At 38.6% G+C, this 17,779-nt stretch carries 15 protein-coding genes; 4 read left to right on the plus strand and 11 right to left on the minus strand.

From position 1 onward, the window contains the following. Positions 1-15: 15 nt before the first annotated feature. Positions 16-3,705, minus strand: coding sequence for a methionine synthase (gene metH, locus G0028_RS05125; protein WP_180046277.1), 3,690 nt, complete (start codon positions 3,703-3,705; stop codon positions 16-18). 446 nt (positions 3,706-4,151) lie between these two features. Between metH and G0028_RS05130 the strand changes: the two genes are divergently transcribed. Continuing rightward, positions 4,152-5,774, plus strand: coding sequence for an inorganic phosphate transporter (locus tag G0028_RS05130; protein ID WP_180046275.1), 1,623 nt, complete (start codon positions 4,152-4,154; stop codon positions 5,772-5,774). 54 nt (positions 5,775-5,828) lie between these two features. Here the strand turns inward: G0028_RS05130 and G0028_RS05135 are convergent, their stop codons facing one another. From G0028_RS05135 to G0028_RS05145, 4 genes are all read right to left on the minus strand, one after another. Further along, positions 5,829-7,379, minus strand: a complete 1,551-nt coding sequence (locus G0028_RS05135) for a hypothetical protein (RefSeq protein WP_180046273.1) — start codon at positions 7,377-7,379, stop codon at positions 5,829-5,831. A 60-nt stretch (positions 7,380-7,439) separates the two neighbouring features. After that, entirely contained in the window at positions 7,440-7,598 is a 159-nt protein-coding gene (locus G0028_RS05140) for a hypothetical protein (protein WP_194088751.1), read from the minus strand. After that, positions 7,540-7,707: a hypothetical protein gene (locus tag G0028_RS21330; RefSeq protein ID WP_165353036.1), complete on the minus strand. Its 168-nt coding sequence runs from the start codon at positions 7,705-7,707 to the stop codon at positions 7,540-7,542. The genes G0028_RS05140 and G0028_RS21330 overlap by 59 nt, the downstream gene beginning before the upstream one ends. A 124-nt stretch (positions 7,708-7,831) precedes the next feature. After that, entirely contained in the window at positions 7,832-8,410 is a 579-nt protein-coding gene (locus tag G0028_RS05145) for a DJ-1/PfpI family protein (RefSeq protein WP_130072986.1), read from the minus strand. 251 nt (positions 8,411-8,661) lie between these two features. On the opposite strand from G0028_RS05145, the gene sbmA reads away from it, so the two are divergent. Next, a complete protein-coding gene (gene sbmA, locus G0028_RS05150) occupies positions 8,662-9,861 on the plus strand; it encodes a peptide antibiotic transporter SbmA (protein ID WP_180046271.1) in 1,200 nt (399 codons plus the stop codon). Positions 9,862-9,936: 75 nt separating this feature from the next. Here sbmA and G0028_RS05155 read toward each other — a convergent pair whose 3' ends face one another. From G0028_RS05155 to G0028_RS05165, 3 genes are read right to left on the minus strand one after another with little or no spacing between them, the layout of a single operon-like run. Further along, on the minus strand, positions 9,937-11,553 hold the full coding sequence (locus tag G0028_RS05155; protein WP_180046269.1) for a PepSY-associated TM helix domain-containing protein: 1,617 nt from the start codon (positions 11,551-11,553) through the stop codon (positions 9,937-9,939). A 1-nt stretch (position 11,554) separates the two neighbouring features. Next, positions 11,555-11,845, minus strand: a complete 291-nt coding sequence (locus tag G0028_RS05160; protein WP_180046267.1) for a hypothetical protein — start codon at positions 11,843-11,845, stop codon at positions 11,555-11,557. Between the two features lie 5 nt (positions 11,846-11,850). Further along, positions 11,851-12,099 (minus strand): hypothetical protein, encoded by a 249-nt coding sequence (locus G0028_RS05165; RefSeq protein ID WP_180046265.1) that lies wholly within the window; start codon positions 12,097-12,099, stop codon positions 11,851-11,853. Positions 12,100-12,310: 211 nt separating this feature from the next. Between G0028_RS05165 and G0028_RS05170 the strand changes: the two genes are divergently transcribed. After that, positions 12,311-12,553, plus strand: coding sequence for a hypothetical protein (locus G0028_RS05170; protein WP_180046263.1), 243 nt, complete (start codon positions 12,311-12,313; stop codon positions 12,551-12,553). 63 nt (positions 12,554-12,616) lie between these two features. On the opposite strand, the gene argG is transcribed toward G0028_RS05170, so the two are convergent. Further along, positions 12,617-13,960 carry an argininosuccinate synthase gene (gene argG, locus G0028_RS05175; protein ID WP_180046261.1) on the minus strand — a complete coding sequence of 448 codons (1,344 nt, stop codon included), beginning with the start codon at positions 13,958-13,960 and terminating at the stop codon, positions 12,617-12,619. A gap of 202 nt (positions 13,961-14,162) precedes the next feature. Continuing rightward, positions 14,163-14,477, minus strand: a complete 315-nt coding sequence (locus G0028_RS05180) for a hypothetical protein (RefSeq protein WP_180046259.1) — start codon at positions 14,475-14,477, stop codon at positions 14,163-14,165. 206 nt (positions 14,478-14,683) lie between these two features. Here G0028_RS05180 and G0028_RS05185 point away from each other — a divergent pair, with 206 nt between their 5' ends. Beyond that, the gene (locus G0028_RS05185) at positions 14,684-16,744 is read left to right on the plus strand and encodes a hypothetical protein (protein WP_180046257.1); all 2,061 of its coding nucleotides are present in this window, start codon (positions 14,684-14,686) and stop codon (positions 16,742-16,744) included. A gap of 80 nt (positions 16,745-16,824) precedes the next feature. Here G0028_RS05185 and G0028_RS05190 read toward each other — a convergent pair whose 3' ends face one another. Beyond that, on the minus strand, positions 16,825-17,676 hold the full coding sequence (locus G0028_RS05190; RefSeq protein ID WP_180046255.1) for a LysR family transcriptional regulator: 852 nt from the start codon (positions 17,674-17,676) through the stop codon (positions 16,825-16,827). Positions 17,677-17,779 lie beyond the last annotated feature (103 nt).

Genomic DNA, 17,779 nt, shown 5'->3' on the forward strand with positions numbered 1-17,779 from the left:
GGAGATTTAAAAAACTCAAGAAACCGAATCATCCAAATTCGGCGCTAACCAACGTTTCGCCTCATCCAACGTCCAACCTTTACGCTTTGCATAATCTTCTAGCTGATCGCCTGCAATTTTGCCCACGTTAAAGTACTGGCTTTCAGGGTGTGCATAGTAGAAACCGCTGACAGATGAAGGTGGCCACATTGCAAAGCTAGTGGTCAATTGCGTACCAATCTTGTCAGTCGAACCGAGCCAGTCAAACAATGGCGCTTTTTCAGAATGCTCAGGGCAAGCAGGGTAGCCCGGTGCAGGACGGATTCCCACATACTTCTCTTTAATCAATTCTTCATTGCTTAAAGTTTCAGATGCTTGGTTGCCCCAGAACTCTTTACGGATGCGCTCATGCAAATGCTCCGCAAATGCTTCGGCAAAACGGTCACCTAATGATTGCGCCAAAATTGCAGAGTAGTCATCGCCTTTGGCTTTGTACTCATTCGCCATTTCTTCTGCGCCAAAGATGGATACCGTGAAACCGCCCAAGTAATCTTCCGCAACACCTTTAGGCGCAACAAAGTCAGCCAATGACAAGTTTGGTTTACCTGTAACCTTATCTGATTGTTGACGCAAATGATGGAAAGTATGCGTCACGGCTTGCCCATTTTCTGTATAAACTTCAACAGAATCCGCAGCAGAACGGTTGGCAGGGTAAATACCAAAGACAGCACGTGCATCAAAACGTTTGTTATCGATGATGTCTTTTAGCATTTTCTGGGCTTGTTCATACAAGTCAGTTGCTGCTTCACCGACCACTTCATCTTTTAGAATTGCAGGGAATTTACCTGCCAAGCTCCAAGAAATAAAGAACGGCGTCCAATCGAAGTATTCAACCAAAGTTTCCAATGGATAATTGGTCAGCGTTTGCGTACCAATAAAGTTTGGCTTCGCAGGTTTATTCGCTACAAAGTCAATTTTCAAACCATTTTCAATCGATTCTGCATAAGACAGCTTAGCGGCTTTCGGCTGTTTGTTGGCAATACGTTCACGCACTTTTTCATATTCAGCACGGGTTTCTGCTACAAACTTCGGCTTCATTTCTTTAGAAAGTAGTGTGGTTGCTACACCTACGGCACGAGAAGCATCAGCAACATAAATGACTGCATCATTTGAATATTGCGGGTCAATTTTTACAGCTGTATGTGCTTTAGAAGTCGTTGCACCACCAATCATGAGTGGAACATTAAAGCCTTTACGTTGCATCTCTTTGGCAACAAAGACCATTTCATCCAAAGACGGTGTGATCAGACCGGACAAGCCGATGATATCAACTTTCTCATCAATCGCAGTTTGCAGAATTTTCTCCGCAGGCACCATCACGCCAAGGTCGACAATGTCATAACCATTACAACCAAGAACTACGCCTACAATATTTTTACCGATGTCATGTACGTCACCTTTCACGGTTGCCATCAGGACTTTACCCTTAGATTGGCCAGCTGTTTTTTCCGCTTCAATGAACGGGTTCAGCCAAGCTACAGCCTGTTTCATGACACGTGCAGATTTCACCACTTGCGGCAGGAACATTTTGCCTGAACCGAACAAGTCACCAACCACGTTCATGCCGTCCATCAGCGGACCTTCAATCACATCGAGTGGACGTTTAGCTTTCAGGCGTGCTTCTTCAGTATCTTCATCAATGAAAGTGGTGATGCCTTTAACGAGGGCATGTTCAAGACGTTTCTCAACTGGAAGTTCACGCCATTCCAAGTTTTCAACTTGTTTTTGCGCTGCGCCTTGACCGCGGTATTTCTCAGCCACTTCAAGCAGCTTTTCTGTTGCTTCTTGATGGCTTTCACCTTGGTTTTGGTTCAAGATCACATCTTCAACTGCAGTTTTTAGTTCAGCGTCAATATCGTCATAAATCGCCATTTGACCTGCGTTTACGATCCCCATGGTCATGCCTTGCTTAATGGCATGGTAGAGGAAGACCGAGTGAATCGCTTCACGGACTGGCTCGTTGCCTCGGAATGAGAATGATACGTTCGACACACCACCTGAAATCATCGCATGCGGCAAGTTTTGCTTGATCCAACCTGTCGCTTCAATAAAGTCCACAGCATAGTTGTTGTGTTCTTCAATCCCTGTTGCAACAGCAAACACGTTCGGGTCAAAAATGATGTCTTCAGCAGGGAAGCCCACTTCATTAACCAACACATCATAAGAACGCTTGCAGATTTCTTTTTTACGTGCGGCAGTATCTGCCTGACCTTGTTCATCAAATGCCATGACAATCACGGCAGCGCCATACTGACGGCATAGGCGTGCTTTATGCACAAACTCGTCATAACCCTCTTTGAGTGAGATCGAGTTAACAACCGCTTTACCTTGTACGCATTTCAAACCTGCTTCAATGATGTCCCATTTAGATGAGTCGATCATGATTGGCACACGTGAAATTTCAGGCTCAGATGCTACAAGATTCAGGAAGTGCACCATTGCGCCTTCTGAATCCAACATGCCTTCATCCATGTTGATGTCGATAATCTGCGCGCCTGCTTCAACTTGTTGCTGTGCAACATCTAAAGCTTCGGCAAAGTTTTCTTCACGGATTAGGCGTAAGAATTTTTTAGATCCTGTGACGTTGGTACGTTCACCGACATTCACAAACAGCGAATCTTCGGTAATGTTGAACGGTTCTAAACCACTTAAACGGCAAGCGGGTTTAGTTTCAGGCACGCTGCGTGGTGCAATGTCTTTGACTGCATTGGCAATGGCACGAATATGATCAGGCGTGGTACCACAACAGCCGCCTGTAATATTAATTAAACCACTTTCAGCAAACTCTTTAATAAAGGCAGCGGTTTGTTCAGGCGTTTCATCATAACCACCAAAGGCATTCGGTAAGCCAGCGTTTGGATGTGCAGAAACAAAGGTATCGGCAACATCTGCAATGGTTTTGACGTGTGGACGCATGGCATCTGCACCTAAGGCACAGTTGAATCCAATAGATAACAAGTCGCCGTGACGCACAGAGTTCCAGAATGCTTCAGCGGTTTGACCTGTCAATGTACGGCCAGAGGCATCGGTAATAGTACCTGAAATCATCAATGGCAATTCATAGCCGATTTGTTTAAAGACTTCTTTGACTGCAAAAATTGCTGCTTTACAGTTTAAGGTATCGAATACAGTCTCAATCAGCAGAATGTCCGCACCGCCTTCAATCAGGGCATGTGCAGCTTCAATATAATTTATTTTTAATTCATCAAAGGTAATATTACGAAACGCAGGGTCGTTTACATTCGGTGAAATAGAACAAGTGCGTGAAGTCGGCCCAAGCACACCTGCAACAAAACGCGGCTTTTCAGGGGTTGAGTATTTTTCACAAGCGGCTTTTGCAATGCGTGCTGCTTCACGGTTGATCTCTGTAACCAAATCTTCCATATGATAGTCAGACATCGAAACACGTGTGCCATTGAAACTGTTGGTTTCAATGATGTCTGCGCCAGCATCCAAATACGCTTCATGAATGCCTTGAATGATTTGTGGTTGAGTTAAGACCAAAAGGTCATTGTTGCCTTTTAAATCCGATGCCCAGTCGGCAAAACGCTCACCACGATAGTCGGCTTCTTCAAGTTTATGACGCTGAATCATGGTACCCATTGCACCATCAATAATCAGAATCCGTTGAGCAAGTAGCTCTTTTAAGGTGGTAAGCGTGGACATAAATAACCCAATCCGATGGAATATAAAATCGGCATATATGTTAGCAGAATTCACATCAGTTTTATTGCTATTCATGCCACTTGGCGATGGAAAATATTTTTTATTGCTTTTGTGGAAAATTGAGAGGCTTTTTTGTTTGAAATTTCATCTAAATGTCATGATAGGTCGCTATGCTTAGTTTGCAAAAATAAAATTATGACATTTTTTATGGCAAATATTACAAATATTTCAAATTGTTGAAATATTTAAATGAATATAAATTGCAGGTTTAAAGCATGGTAATTGTTTGATTTTTTATGAGTAAGTATCAAATACAGATATTCTTAGCCCATTTATTATCTGATAATTAGGCAGAAATGTTGCTTTATATGACAGCTATTTGTCATATAATTGTCACAATTTAATTGAACAATAAGCGCATTCTATCATCCGCTTAAAACGTCTGCATGAATTCTAATTTACCTCCCGTTTCAGATTCATCACAATCGTCGCATTCAAGTAAATCGACGAATGTTCATGTTCCGACACCCAAGTTTTTTATGCCGGTGTTTTTAACGCTTATTATTTCAACACTTATTTATATCGGTGTTCAGCTTTCTGCTGATTTGGCACATGTGCCACCTTTGAGCTTATATTCTGTTGTACTGCTTGCAACAGCTTTGTTCATTGCATTGGGGTTTGAGTTTGTCAATGGTTTTCATGACACAGCCAATGCCGTTGCAACAGTGATTTATACCAACGCACTTCCTGCACCTGTGGCAGTGATGTGGGCGGGTTTCTGTAATTTCCTTGGGGTAATGGTAGCAAGTGGTGCCGTAGCCTATGGGATCATTGCATTATTGCCTGTTGAACTGATCATGAATGTTGGTAGTGGCGCAGGTTTTGCCATGGTCTTTGCGATGCTGATTGCTGCAATCATGTGGAATTTAGGAACATGGTTCTTAGGCATTCCTGCATCAAGTTCACACACTTTGATTGGTTCTATTCTCGGTGTGGGGATCATGAACTACATTTTGCATTCTTCTAGTGGTGCAAGCGGTGTAGACATGGATCAAGTCATTAAAGTCGGTAAAGCACTTTTATTCTCTCCATTGATTGGTTTTGCTTTTGCAGCAGTTGTTTTCTTGATCGTTAAAAAGATTTTTAAGAAACAACTTGAGTTATTTCAACCACCTGAAGGCAATAAACCACCACCACCATTAATTCGTGCGATTTTGATTTTCACTTGTACAGGTGTGAGTTTTGCGCATGGTTCAAATGATGGGCAAAAAGGTATGGGCTTGATCATGTTGATTTTGATCGGTTTGGTGCCATTGGCTTATTCTTTGAATAAAAATTTAGATCAGCAACATTTACAATCTTTCTCACAGTTGTCTGAACAAACTGCGACTGCAATTTATGCACAGCATTCAGATATTCCAGATGAGCAAGCACGTAATACCATTACCAAATATATTCAAACCAAAGAAATTACGCCTGAAGTCGTACCTGCTTTGGCAAGTTTGACCGATCATTTAGGTGAGCGTGTTGGCAAGTTTGGTGATTTAAAAGATATTCCTGAAGCTGAAGTTTCATCTTTACGTAATGACATGTACTTGAGTACAACTGCATTTAAACGTTTGGATAAAGCTGAACAATTGCCAAAAATGGATGCAGCCCAAGCAAAAACTGTTAAAGAATATCGTAGTAACTTAGATTCGTTCTTACAATATATTCCAACTTGGGTGAAAGTTGCTGTTGCGCTTGCCTTAGGTCTAGGCACAATGGTGGGTTGGAAGCGTATTGTCGTGACTGTAGGTGAGCGTATTGGTAAACACCATATGACCTATGGTCAAGGGATGTCTGCTGAACTTGTTGCAATGTCAACGATTGCTGCTGCAGATGGTTTTGGTATGCCTGTATCAACTACACACGTCTTGAACTCTGCGGTTGCAGGTACAATGGTGGCAAATAAATCAGGTTTGAACTTTAATACAGTGAAAACAATTTTGTCAGCGTGGATTTTTACATTACCTGCAACGATTTGTTTATCTGGTGCATTGTACTGGTTGTTATTAAAAGTTTTTTGATCTTTAATTTAAAAATAAAAAACGCTGCAATAGCAGCGTTTTTTGCCTTATGAATTATTTGCTTTCCTTACCCAAGCGCATTTTGAGCGGCAACTTATCATGGACAAAACCATAAATCGCTGCAAATGGCAGGGCAGTACGTGCTAAATAGGCAACTCGCCATAAACCACCATGATTTGCACCATCCATAATCAATTCTAAAGGGTGAGCAATGAATGTGTCAGGATTTGCGACTGCTTCAGGATTTTTTAAATCATGAATCCACAATGCTGCCATGATGGCATTGGTTGTTTCGGGTGAAAATGCTTCTACATCAAATAAACTTGCCCCGTTAAATGCCGCCTTGAGCAAGGGATTCTTGGTGACTGAAGCTGTTGTGGTTGAGGGGGCAATATTAATACTAACGCGTTGTCCGTGATGACGTGCAAGTGTTGCTCGCCATTGTTGAATACGTTTTGCCAAGGCATAGTTTGGGCCTTGTTCTACCACTAAACAGTCTGCCACGCCATAAGATTGACCATTGTCAGAGTTGATTAATTGTTGATGATTCGCTTTAAATAATTGCTTCATGGATACTGTGGCAATCCCTTTACTCAGCCATTTTTCAGCTGAAGAGCGTGACTGATATTTTTCAGTCGCTGCTTGAATCACTTCTTTGGGTACAGCATAGACATCTGTAGGCGTACACATATACATCAATGAACTGTCAGGTTTTTGTGCACTGACATAGCTCATAATGCTGTCCATTGCCATGGAAACACGGACATGCTTTTCACCATCAAGATAGGCGATAGCAGCCAAATCTAAAGTATTGGGATTTTGTGCTAACCATTGCGCGATTTCAGGTGTTTGCGTCAATAAGTTTGCACCGAGCTTATTTTTAAGTTCATCTCTAGATAAATTTTCAGCCAGTGGCTCAGTGCTTGGTGCATATAAAGTGGCATTCCCTTGTTGGATGGTGTTGAGAATTTTCTGCCAAACCTTAGCATTAGGTAAATCAATTGCAATGATATTGGCTTTCCATTTTGCCAACCAAGTGAGAGGGCCTGCTTCAGATGCAGCACCAAACAACACCATGGTACGATCAGATAAATCAAACCATTCAGGATGAGCAATAACATTACGCAAAGCCTTGGCATGGCTTGGTTCAACAATGCCATTATTTTCCCAAGTTTGAATTTGCTCAAGCAGTGCTTGTCCCTGTAATTTTTTCCCACGATAAGGCACATACCATTCAGGTGCGGCAGTACTTTGTCCTTGTAAACGTACAGTATGCAAAGGCTGGATTTTGGGCACAGCCATGACATCTTTGAGTGCATAAGACTGCCCATCACGATAAAATTCAAAACGATGATGTGCTTTGGCTAAACCTTGTTTGGCAATGGTAATCGGTGCATTGATTGAAGCAATACCTTGTGTCACCAATGCTTTAAAATGGCGAGGATAATTTTTACGCCAATTTTTTTCGTTTAAAACTTTTTGAGCACTCTCTTGATCAATCAATGACAAAGCTTCGGCAATAATTTCTTTTCCGAGTGAAGAGGTACTGGCTTTTTGAGATTCAGGATCAAGTGGGAAGTGTAAACCGTCAAGTGAAGTGGACATGCAAAAAATCTCTATTTTTTCATCATTAATATACAGATGTATACATTATCCACGCCAAGTTTAAATATACGGTGGCAATTTCTGCCAAAATCGCCCCGTTGGCAATAAAATAATTTGCATAAATATAATAAAAAAGCCTCTATGTATAGAGGCTTTAGATTTAGCAACGTCCTTTTTTTGCTTGTCCAGGCGGGCAAAAATCGCCATGATCGCGGTCATGATAATGTCCATCTGGGTCAACAACAACGCTGCCTGCAGGTGTATGTACGGCGCATGCGCTTAATGAAATTAAAAAAGCAGCGGTACATAAGCTCAGTATTTTCTTCATGTATTTTTTCCTTTTGCTATTATTTATTCTTATATAAATACCGTAAATTTAAAAAAATAATAGCGGATTTTTGGCATGAAATTGTAAGTCTAGCGATGACTCAAAATATAGTATTGGTGTAATATTAAAGTTGTATAGTTGCGCCCAATGCTTTAATAAACTGTGCCATCCATGCAGGATGTGCAGGCCATGCAGGTGCAGTGATTAAATGTCCATCAGTCACCGCTTCAGTTACAGCTATCTCCGCATATTGACCACCTGCAAGTTTAACTTCTGCTGCACAGGCAGGATAAGCAGAGCACAAACGACCTTTTAGTACATCCGCAGCAGCTAAGATCTGAGCGCCATGACAAACTGCAGCAATAGGTTTTTGTGCTGTATCAAACTCACGAACGATTTCAAGGATACGTGCATTCATGCGTAAGTACTCAGGTGCTCGACCACCCGGAATCACTAAACCGACATAGTGAGCAGTATTGACTGCTGAAAAATCAAAATTGAGTGCAAAATTGTGCCCACGCTTTTCACTATAGGTTTGTTCGCCTTCAAAATCATGAATAGCTGTTGCGACAGTATCACCTGATTTTTTTTCAGGACAAACAGTATGCACGGTATAGCCTAAGCCAGTCAAAAATTGGAAGGGCACCATAGTTTCATAATCTTCGACATAGTCACCGACCAACATTAAAATTTGTTTTGACATGTAATTTCCCTCTTTTCACTCGATCATTGTTATACATTGAACATAGCAGATTGAGCTGACACTTTTAATCAGACCAATGGATAAAATGTGTTGCACAACGAGAACGTCTTTTTAAAAATATCTTTTTGATCTGTAAACTAGATGGCAAGTTACTAAAATACATAAAAATTATTTTGATTTCTTATTCTTAATTAAGTTTTTAGGATTAATATCAGGTTACTTAGAAAAAATATTAAGGATATCAAGTATCAATGTTTAAATCTTTTTTTCCAAATCCAAAATGGTTTTTTAATTCATTGCTCATTTGGTTCATCATTAATTTAGTGTTGTGGTATAGCGGTGGTAAATCTTGGGGGGAGTTGATTGGTTTTCCGCAAGCGTATGCGACTACAGAATTACCCATTAGTGTGACACGTTTTTGGTCAGCACAGTTCCTTTGGTTTTATCTTTGGTTCTTTGTTTCAACTGCGCTATTTGCAGGGTTTTGGAAATGGAAGTCGAATAATCAATGGCAAGCGTGGTCAGTATGGGGTTCTGCGTTTATCTTGTTTAATGTTTGGTTTGGAGTGCAAGTTTCTGTTGCGATCAATGCTTGGTATGGCCCATTTTGGGATTTGATTCAAAAGATGCTCAGTAGTGGCGGGGGCAATATTCAAGACTTATATATGGGGACATTAACCTTCTTAATGATTGCCATGGTCGCTGTTACAGTTGCTGTGATTAATTCGTTTTTTGTCAGTCATTATATTTTTCGTTGGCGTACAGCAATGAATGAATATTACACAGCACATTGGGAGAAGTTGCGTCATGTAGAAGGTGCATCACAGCGTGTACAAGAAGATACCATGCGTTTTGCCACAACTTTAGAGTCGTTAGGCGTAAGTTTTATTAAAGCAATTATGATTTTAATTGCATTTTTACCTGTATTAATTGAACTTTCTAAACATGTTCCTGTATTGCCTGTGATTGGTGAAATTAAATATTCGCTCGTTTGGGCGGCAATCGGTTGGGCAATTTTCGGTACATTTTTATTAATGGTAGTTGGGGTGAAATTACCTGGCTTAGAGTTTAATAATCAAAAAGTAGAGGCAGCCTATCGTAAAGAATTGGTCTATGGTGAAGACTATGCAGACCGCGCACAACCTGCGACTTTAAAAGAACTGTTCCAAAACGTGCGTAAAAACTATTTTCGTTTATATTTTCATTATGCTTATTTTAATATGGTGAGCACGTGGTATGCGCAGCTTGATATTTTGTTTAGTTTGGTGGTGTTATTTCCATCAATTGCAGCGGGAACCATGACTTTAGGTTTATTAAATCAAATTGGTAATGTATTTGATAAGGTACGAGAATCATTTCAATATTTGATTAGTTCATGGAAAACCATCATTGAGCTATTGTCGATTCATAAACGTTTAAAAGCTTTTGAATCTGTTCTAGAGGAAAAATAAGTGTTCCATGACAAAAAAGAGAGCATAGGAACATGCTCTCTTTTTTATTTATTCTTCAATGACATTATTATAATGTCACTTTTGACTCGTTACAGCCCATAAAGAACCTTGTTCGGTATTCTGTTGGCGATCTTTTGCTTGTTGATAAAATCTGAAAAATGCCCATGCTGCCACCAATGCAACAAAATCAATCCAAAACGTTGTACCGCCGTAGACAGAAATCCCACTACTCGGGATATAGGTCCCGATTAAACTGGTCAATGGCATCAACATTAAACACATTGCAATCGTCATCAACAAGATGGGTAATGCTTTGGCATACCCTTTGATAAATGTAAATACAATACAAGCCAAAAAAATCAGATAATAACCATACATAAAAAAGTGATTGCTGCTATTTAACGTAACATATTGGAAAATGATACGACTGAGCATCAGCGTTGCAACAATGGCTAAAATACAGCCTAAGCATGTTCCGATAGTTAAATTTGCGAGAAATACCACATCTTTACGCTGAGTTGGAATAGGGTCTTGCGCACGTTTTTGTTTGCGTGCACGCGTTTCGACCCACAACATATTTCCTGAATAAAACAAAAATGCGCCACCAATACCTAAGATTAAGTACAGCCAACGCACTGTAAAGCCACCAAAACTACCGAAATGTAAACTAAACATGGCATTAACGAGTTTTTCACTGGTGCCGTTTTGGGTATTGATGCCGCTAGCATCCAATTTTTCTACTGCATAGGGATTCATACGCATAAAGTCTTGTGATGCACCGCGTAACATTTGATCGGGGCTATATAATGCAATACGTGCAGCCGCTTTTTGTGGTTGATCTAAATTGCTAAATTGAATGTAATCCACTCGATATTCAGGTGCAGTTTGATGAATCTTGTTCAAAATCTGCTGAATATCAATTTTATGATGAGAGATATGGATCACTTCTTTGGCTGGTGGGCTAAAAACAGGTTTGCCTTTGAGTGCCAACGCGCCTAAAGCATCATAGAATAAATCATGAAATGCAAATACAATCACAGATGCACTGATGAGAATATGAAAGGGTAAACTGGTAATGCCTACAACATTATGTGTGTCTAACCAAAAACGCTTTTTGTTTTTACCAGGACGAATGACAAAATAATCTTTGATTAATGTCGGTAATAAAATGATTAACCCTGACATGAGTGCCAAAAAGTATAAAACAGCAACAATACCCATGACATAGACCCCAAAAGCATGATGTCCAAGCATGCCAGGGATACCGGCTGTTTCATGTAACTGTTCAATTAACCAACCTGCTTTGGCAAGATTTTCTTGTTGTACGATCAATTCTCCTTGTTCACTTAAACTCGCAAGCCACGTGTTTTGTGCGGTATTAAAACCCTCACCTCGACTTTTTTCACTCCATGACAATGGAGCAAAATGATATTCATTCGAATTAAAGTTGAGGGTAAAACTGTTTGCTGTTGCAGGGTATTTTTCTTGTACCTGTTGAATAAGCTGCCCATATTGATGCACTTGAATGTGTGGAAGCTGCTGTTTTTCAGGCGTTGCCCATTGGCTAATTTGATGCTGAAACATACTTAGACCACCTGCAAAAAAGCAGATGAACAGCAAAATGCCCGCACTGACACCAACCCATGTATGCAAGTTTTTGGCAATTTTCATAAGGTCTGAACGAATTTTCATACTAAGCCCTTAATCCAAAAACTAAACTAAAGGCAATTACATTGGCGATACTGAAAAATAGTAGAGCCTGTTTGCCTGTTCGACATAAGTAACTCAGAAAAAATAACGGCAACCAAAACCATGCAACACACCACATCGCAATTTGTGCAATTGTGGCTTGTACTAAAAAATGAAGTCCAATCAGCAGCACCAAACTTGCCAAGGCCAGAGATAAACTCAGACCTAAAATTGCGCCAACAAGCGTTTTTGTCCACCAATCAGGCTGCATAGGGCATTCTATTTTTGTTTTCATGGCAATCATTTCCGTTTAAATAAGCTTAAAAATGGAGCAAAAGACCAAACGGTAATTAACAACATGACCCAAATCAAACAGGCAACAAGCTTTGGTAAGCTAATGATCAGTAAGACTAAACTGATGATTAATGCACTCATACCCAGCCATTTAAATAATGGAGGTAGCGGTTTAGCGAATAGGTTTTGATTGTGGTGGCTGCTATAGATGCTAAAAGCACCTAAAAAGACAAAGCAAATGCCTAAAATTTTCATGTTGAATCAACACGGATGTGTATATTTGCAGCACAGTATACATAAATGATAATCATTATTAAATAGTAAAAAGAATTATTTATGTTTTGTTTGCCGATTATACAGAAGGTCAAATCATCAGAGAAACGGATTTAACCTGCTATTGAAAAGTATTTTTTGTTATAGTGCATCACCAAAATGATGCTGATTTTTGCTTGAGGAATGAGAACACATGAATTCAACTGTGCCCACAGCCAAAAAAAGTCATACAAAACTTTTATTTATTCTCAGTTTAGGTATTCTGATTCCAGTCACATTGATTGCTCTGGTATTTTTTGCTGCAAAAAATGATGCTGAAAATCAAAAAGAATATGATCGTATCCGCCAACAGCAAGCTGAAAAAATTGAATTTCAAAAACAGCAACAAAAAATTCAGCAAGCCATAGACACAAAACAAACTGTCAGTGAATCTTAAATAAAGATTGATAAAAAAACCGCTCAACATTGAGCGGTTTTTTGACACGAAACAAATTCAAAATTATTTGTTTTTGTCTTTTAATTGAGGAACAGCAGAACCTGTACCGACAGCCAATAAACCTGCACCTGTATAGATACCCAATTTTGCACGTGTATCTGTGATGTCAAGGTTACGCATCGTTAATTGACCAATACGATCCATAGGCGTGAACATTGAATCGCCTTTTTCCATAGTTAAGCGTTCAGCTTCATAGGTCAAGTTTTCAGATTCAGTGTTCATGATGGTATAGTCATTACCGCGACGAAGTTCTAAAGTTACAGTACCTGTAATTGCTTTAGCCACCCAACGTTGTGCAGTTTCACGAAGCATCAACGCTTGAGAATCGAACCAACGACCTTGGTAAAGTAGACGACCTAAACGTAAACCGTTAATGCGGTATTGTTCGATGGTGTCTTCGTTGTGAATACCAGTTACAAGGCGTTCATAAGCGATGTGAAGCAGTGCCATACCTGGAGCTTCATAAATACCACGAGATTTCGCTTCGATGATGCGGTTTTCGATTTGATCCGACATACCTAGACCATGACGACCACCAATGCGATTTGCTTCAAGGATCAATTCAACAGGATCTTCGATACGTTTGCCATTTAAAGCAACAGGAAAGCCTTCTTCAAAAGTAATGGATACTTCTTCAGCATCAATTTTTACGTCTTCTTTCCAGAATGCAACGCCCATGATTGGATCAACGATTTTGATACCCGCATTTAAGTATTCAAGATCTTTCGCTTCATGAGTAGCACCCAACATGTTTGAATCTGTTGAATATGCTTTCTCTTTCGACATTTTGTAATCAAAACCATTGTCGATCAAGAATTGTGACATTTCTGCACGGCCACCAAGCTCATCGATGAACTGTTGGTCTAACCATGGTTTGTAAATTTTAAGTGCTGGATTAGTCAATAAACCATAACGATAGAAACGTTCAATATCGTTACCTTTATAAGTTGAACCATCACCCCAGATGTTCACGTCATCTTCTTTCATGGCAGTGACAAGCATTGTACCTGTGACTGCACGACCAAGCGGAGTTGTGTTGAAGTAAGGAACGCCACCTGTTGAAATGTGGAATGCACCACACTGAATTGCAGCAATACCTTCCAATGCAAGTTGTAAACGGCAATCGACCAAGCGAGCCTTTACCGCACCGTAAGCTTCTGCTTTACGTGGGATTGCATCATAGTCATCTTCATCAGGTTGACCTAAGTTTGCAGTATATGCATAAGGTTCAGCGCCTTTTTGTTTCATCCACAATAGAGCTGCTGAAGTATCTAGACCACCAGAAAAGGCGATACCAACTTTTTTGCCTACTGGTACATTCTGCAAGATCGTTGCATTATCAGTCATTGCTAGTCCTAACTATTTTGAAAATAGGCACCACAAAAGCGGGTCGCCCGAGAGAATTTTATAAACGCAGTATTATAGCACTTTTTATATGTCTTGTTTTCTTAATCAAAACAGCAAAACAAAAATATTATTAAATTTTGAATTGAAAATATGTTTTGAATAATATCGAATTATTTGGCTTAACGATTGAAAGTTAAAGTCATCACTTTGTTAAACTTTTGAATGCACATTGATGAACACATTTTGCAAATTCAGATTCGTCAATTTTTGCAGGTAAAACCGATGTGTATTGGAAAATTTTTGAATAAATATAGACAGTCGGACAAGGTTCGTAGTCACTACAATCAAAATTAACTTGGTCAACAGTTGTGAATAAATCTCGTGAAAGACTTTGGACGGAATGCTTTTGATGTTTTGAAGTAAAGATTGCAAATGCACCTTCACCATTTGCATTAAGGGCATAGGCATATTCTTGACTAAAATCATTCATTTCTTGATCTTTTTGAAAATGACTCATGATATTGTCATTTTCTTTATCATATTCAAAAGTTTCTAGATGTGTAGACCAAATCTCTGCTTTGATTGATTTTCTGAATTTTTTAAAAAATGTTTTATGCTTTATGGGCGAATAGAAAATATAGTCGTAGCCTGTGATGTTCATGAATTCATTCTTTTTATGCTATTTTAATTATAAATCATACACTATTTGTACGCATTGAACTGATGAAAATAAAAAATGAATGGCAAATACTTTGTCGTAATAAAAAGTATAACTGGACTCTAGAGCAGTTAGAACAACATAAAGACCAGATAAACTGGCGATTACTATCCCTAAATACTGTAATTGATTGGTCAATTCCTTTGATACAGCGTTATCAACTGAATTGGAATTGGAGAAGTTTATCACATCATCCTGCATTGCCTTGGACTATTGAATTAATTGATACATTTCATGAACTTTGGGATTGGCAAGCTCTCTCTCAAAATCAATCAATACCTTGGACAATAGATTTAATTAATCATTTTAAATCTCGTTGGGATTGGAAGATGCTCTCTAAAAATACTGCACTCCCATGGTCAGTTGATTTAATAGAAACCTTTGTTAAAAACTGGAATTGGCATGAATTATCTGTAAATCCTAAGATTTCAATTTCACTAAATTTGATAGAAAAATTTGAAAGATATTGGGATTGGCAAACTTTAACAGGTCGTCGCGATTTTGTATGGTCAAGAGCTTTGCTTGAACAATTTGCAGATCATTGGTATTGGAATGTGTTATCTAAAGGAGTTTTACCTTGGTCAACTGAACTCATTGATACTTATAAAACGCGATGGAGTTGGAAGAATTTATCTCTTAACCAGAATTTGCCATGGTCGGTCGAATTTATTCAGCAGTTTGAAGATTATTGGGATTGGCGTGATTTGATTCATAACCACAATTTACCATGGTCTTTGGATTTGATTAAAAAGTTTGAGAATCTGTGGGACTGGAAAAGGCTTTCCTATTTTTGTCCACTCCCCATTACAGAACATGAGGTAGGCTATTTTCAGTCATATTGGGACTGGTATTCACTTTCGTCTTGTCCAAAGGTTGTTTGGTCTATCGAGTTAATAGAGCAATTTAAGTATCAGTGGGATTGGGGACATTTATCGGCTAAGGAGGATCTACCTTGGTCGCTCGAATTAGTAAAAAAATATGAGCAACATTGGAATTGGTATCTTTTATCTGATGGTTTAAGTGCAAATTTTAATTTTGTATTGGATATTATTGATAAATATCAATCGCGTTTAGATTGGTATCAGTTTTCCAGGAGGTTAGATTTAACTGATCCAAAATCAGTAGTGTTGATTGATCAATACAAGCAGCACTGGAATTGGCAGAAGTTAACAGAAAATTTATTGCAACATTTTTCTTTAAAATTGCTTCATGAGTTTGCCCCTCATTGGGATTGGGCAATCCTGTCTTTTCATTATACCCATCCAATTCAATGGGAGATCGAACATATAAGAGAATTTAAAGAGTATTGGGATTGGGAAAGATTGTTATGGAATGGGTATATAAATATTTCAGAAGAATTTTTAGTCGAGTTTCAAGATGTGATGAATTGGACCGAATTATCTTATAAAAATATAGCTTGGTCAGAACAACAACTTGAGCATTTTGAAAAGAATTGGGATTGGCAACGTCTTTCAACAAATGATGCTTTCCCTTGGACAACAACTTTGATTAAACGGTATGAACATTTATGGGATTGGGAAAGACTATCTTGGAATACTGCATTGCCTTGGTCAATAGACTTGATTGAAGAATATGCGAATCGGTGGAATTGGCAAAGATTATCAACCAATGAAGGTTTGCCTTGGTCAATCGAATTATTAGAGCGTTATCAAGAATATTGGGACTGGAAAGGTCTATCTAGAAATACAGCTTTATCATGGTCAGTCGAGTTTATTCGTCATTTTGAGCATCATTGGGATTGGATGATATTGTCAAAATATGAAAATTTAACTGCTGAATTGATGCTACCTTTTGTAGACAAATGGCATTGGAAAACATTGTCGTATCGGAATAATTTACCGTGGTCAGTTGAGTTTATAACGCCATTTGTTCAATATTGGCATTGGAGTGTTCTTTCTGCGAAAAGGCGTTTACCATGGTCAGTCGAGTTGATCGAGTCTTTTAAAAATCATTGGGATTGGAAAATATTATCGAATAATATACGTTTGCCATGGACAGTAGAATTATTTGAAGCTTATAAAGGGTATTGGGATTATTCAGTTTAAATCTATTTGAATATTGAACTTTCTGATCACTACAGTTACAGATGATTTCTGAATATTTGCAAATAAAACATTTGTTTTATTTATAACTGATCATTCAATCCAATAAATTGCTTTTCAATCGGGGTAAATACATGTTCCTTTCTAGTGATGAGATATAATCCAATATGGCGGTATTGTTCTGGAATTTCCATCTTATATTGCACAGTGTATTTTTGAGCAAGTGAACGGGTGACTAATGAGACTCCCATGCCCAACTGTGTGAAATGTACCAGTGCTTCATAGTCATTAATATGGATCATTTCACCTTTCGTTAATCCATGATCTATATAGATTTGATCAAGCATTGTTGAATAGCAGCATTCAAGTGAAGTAAATAATAAGTTTTGTTGATTTAATGCTTCATATAAATTTTGATGATTAATCACATCTTTGCCAATAAGAACTAATTCATCTTTACCTTTTTGAATATATTGTAAATTTTTTTGTTCAGGATGCCCGAGTATATAAGCGAAATCGATATTCCCTTGTAAGACTTCTTGTTCTAAATAGCCTGTAGCACCAGTTTTTATAGAAAACGATAAGTCAGGATAGCTCGCATATAACTGGCTAATTGAAGGATAGAAGCGCATTCCTCCTAAACTGGTATTGGTACCAAAACGTAAAATTTTTTCTTGTTGATTGATTTTATTTTCAGTTTCTTCCCAAGTGAACATCATCTTTTTATATTGCTGATAGAGGTTCAAACCAGATTCAGTTAATTCCACGCCTTTCGGTTTTCGAATAAACAATTGGCGATCATAATGATTTTCGATTTTTTTAATTTTAGCGGTCATATTTGATTGTAAATAATTGAGCTTATTCGCCGCTGCAGTGATACTTTTAGTTTCTGCCACGGTTATAAATGAACGTATATCACTGATGTCAATATTCATTTGTGCGCCCTTAATTTTAATTTTTTGATTTTGATACTGTGAAAGAAGTATATATCAAAAAAAATGATGGATACATTAAAACATAACATTATTCATGATGTCA

It is taken from the genome of Acinetobacter piscicola, assembly GCF_015218165.1.
In the GTDB taxonomy this organism is placed as follows: Bacteria; Pseudomonadota; Gammaproteobacteria; order Pseudomonadales; family Moraxellaceae; genus Acinetobacter; species Acinetobacter piscicola_A.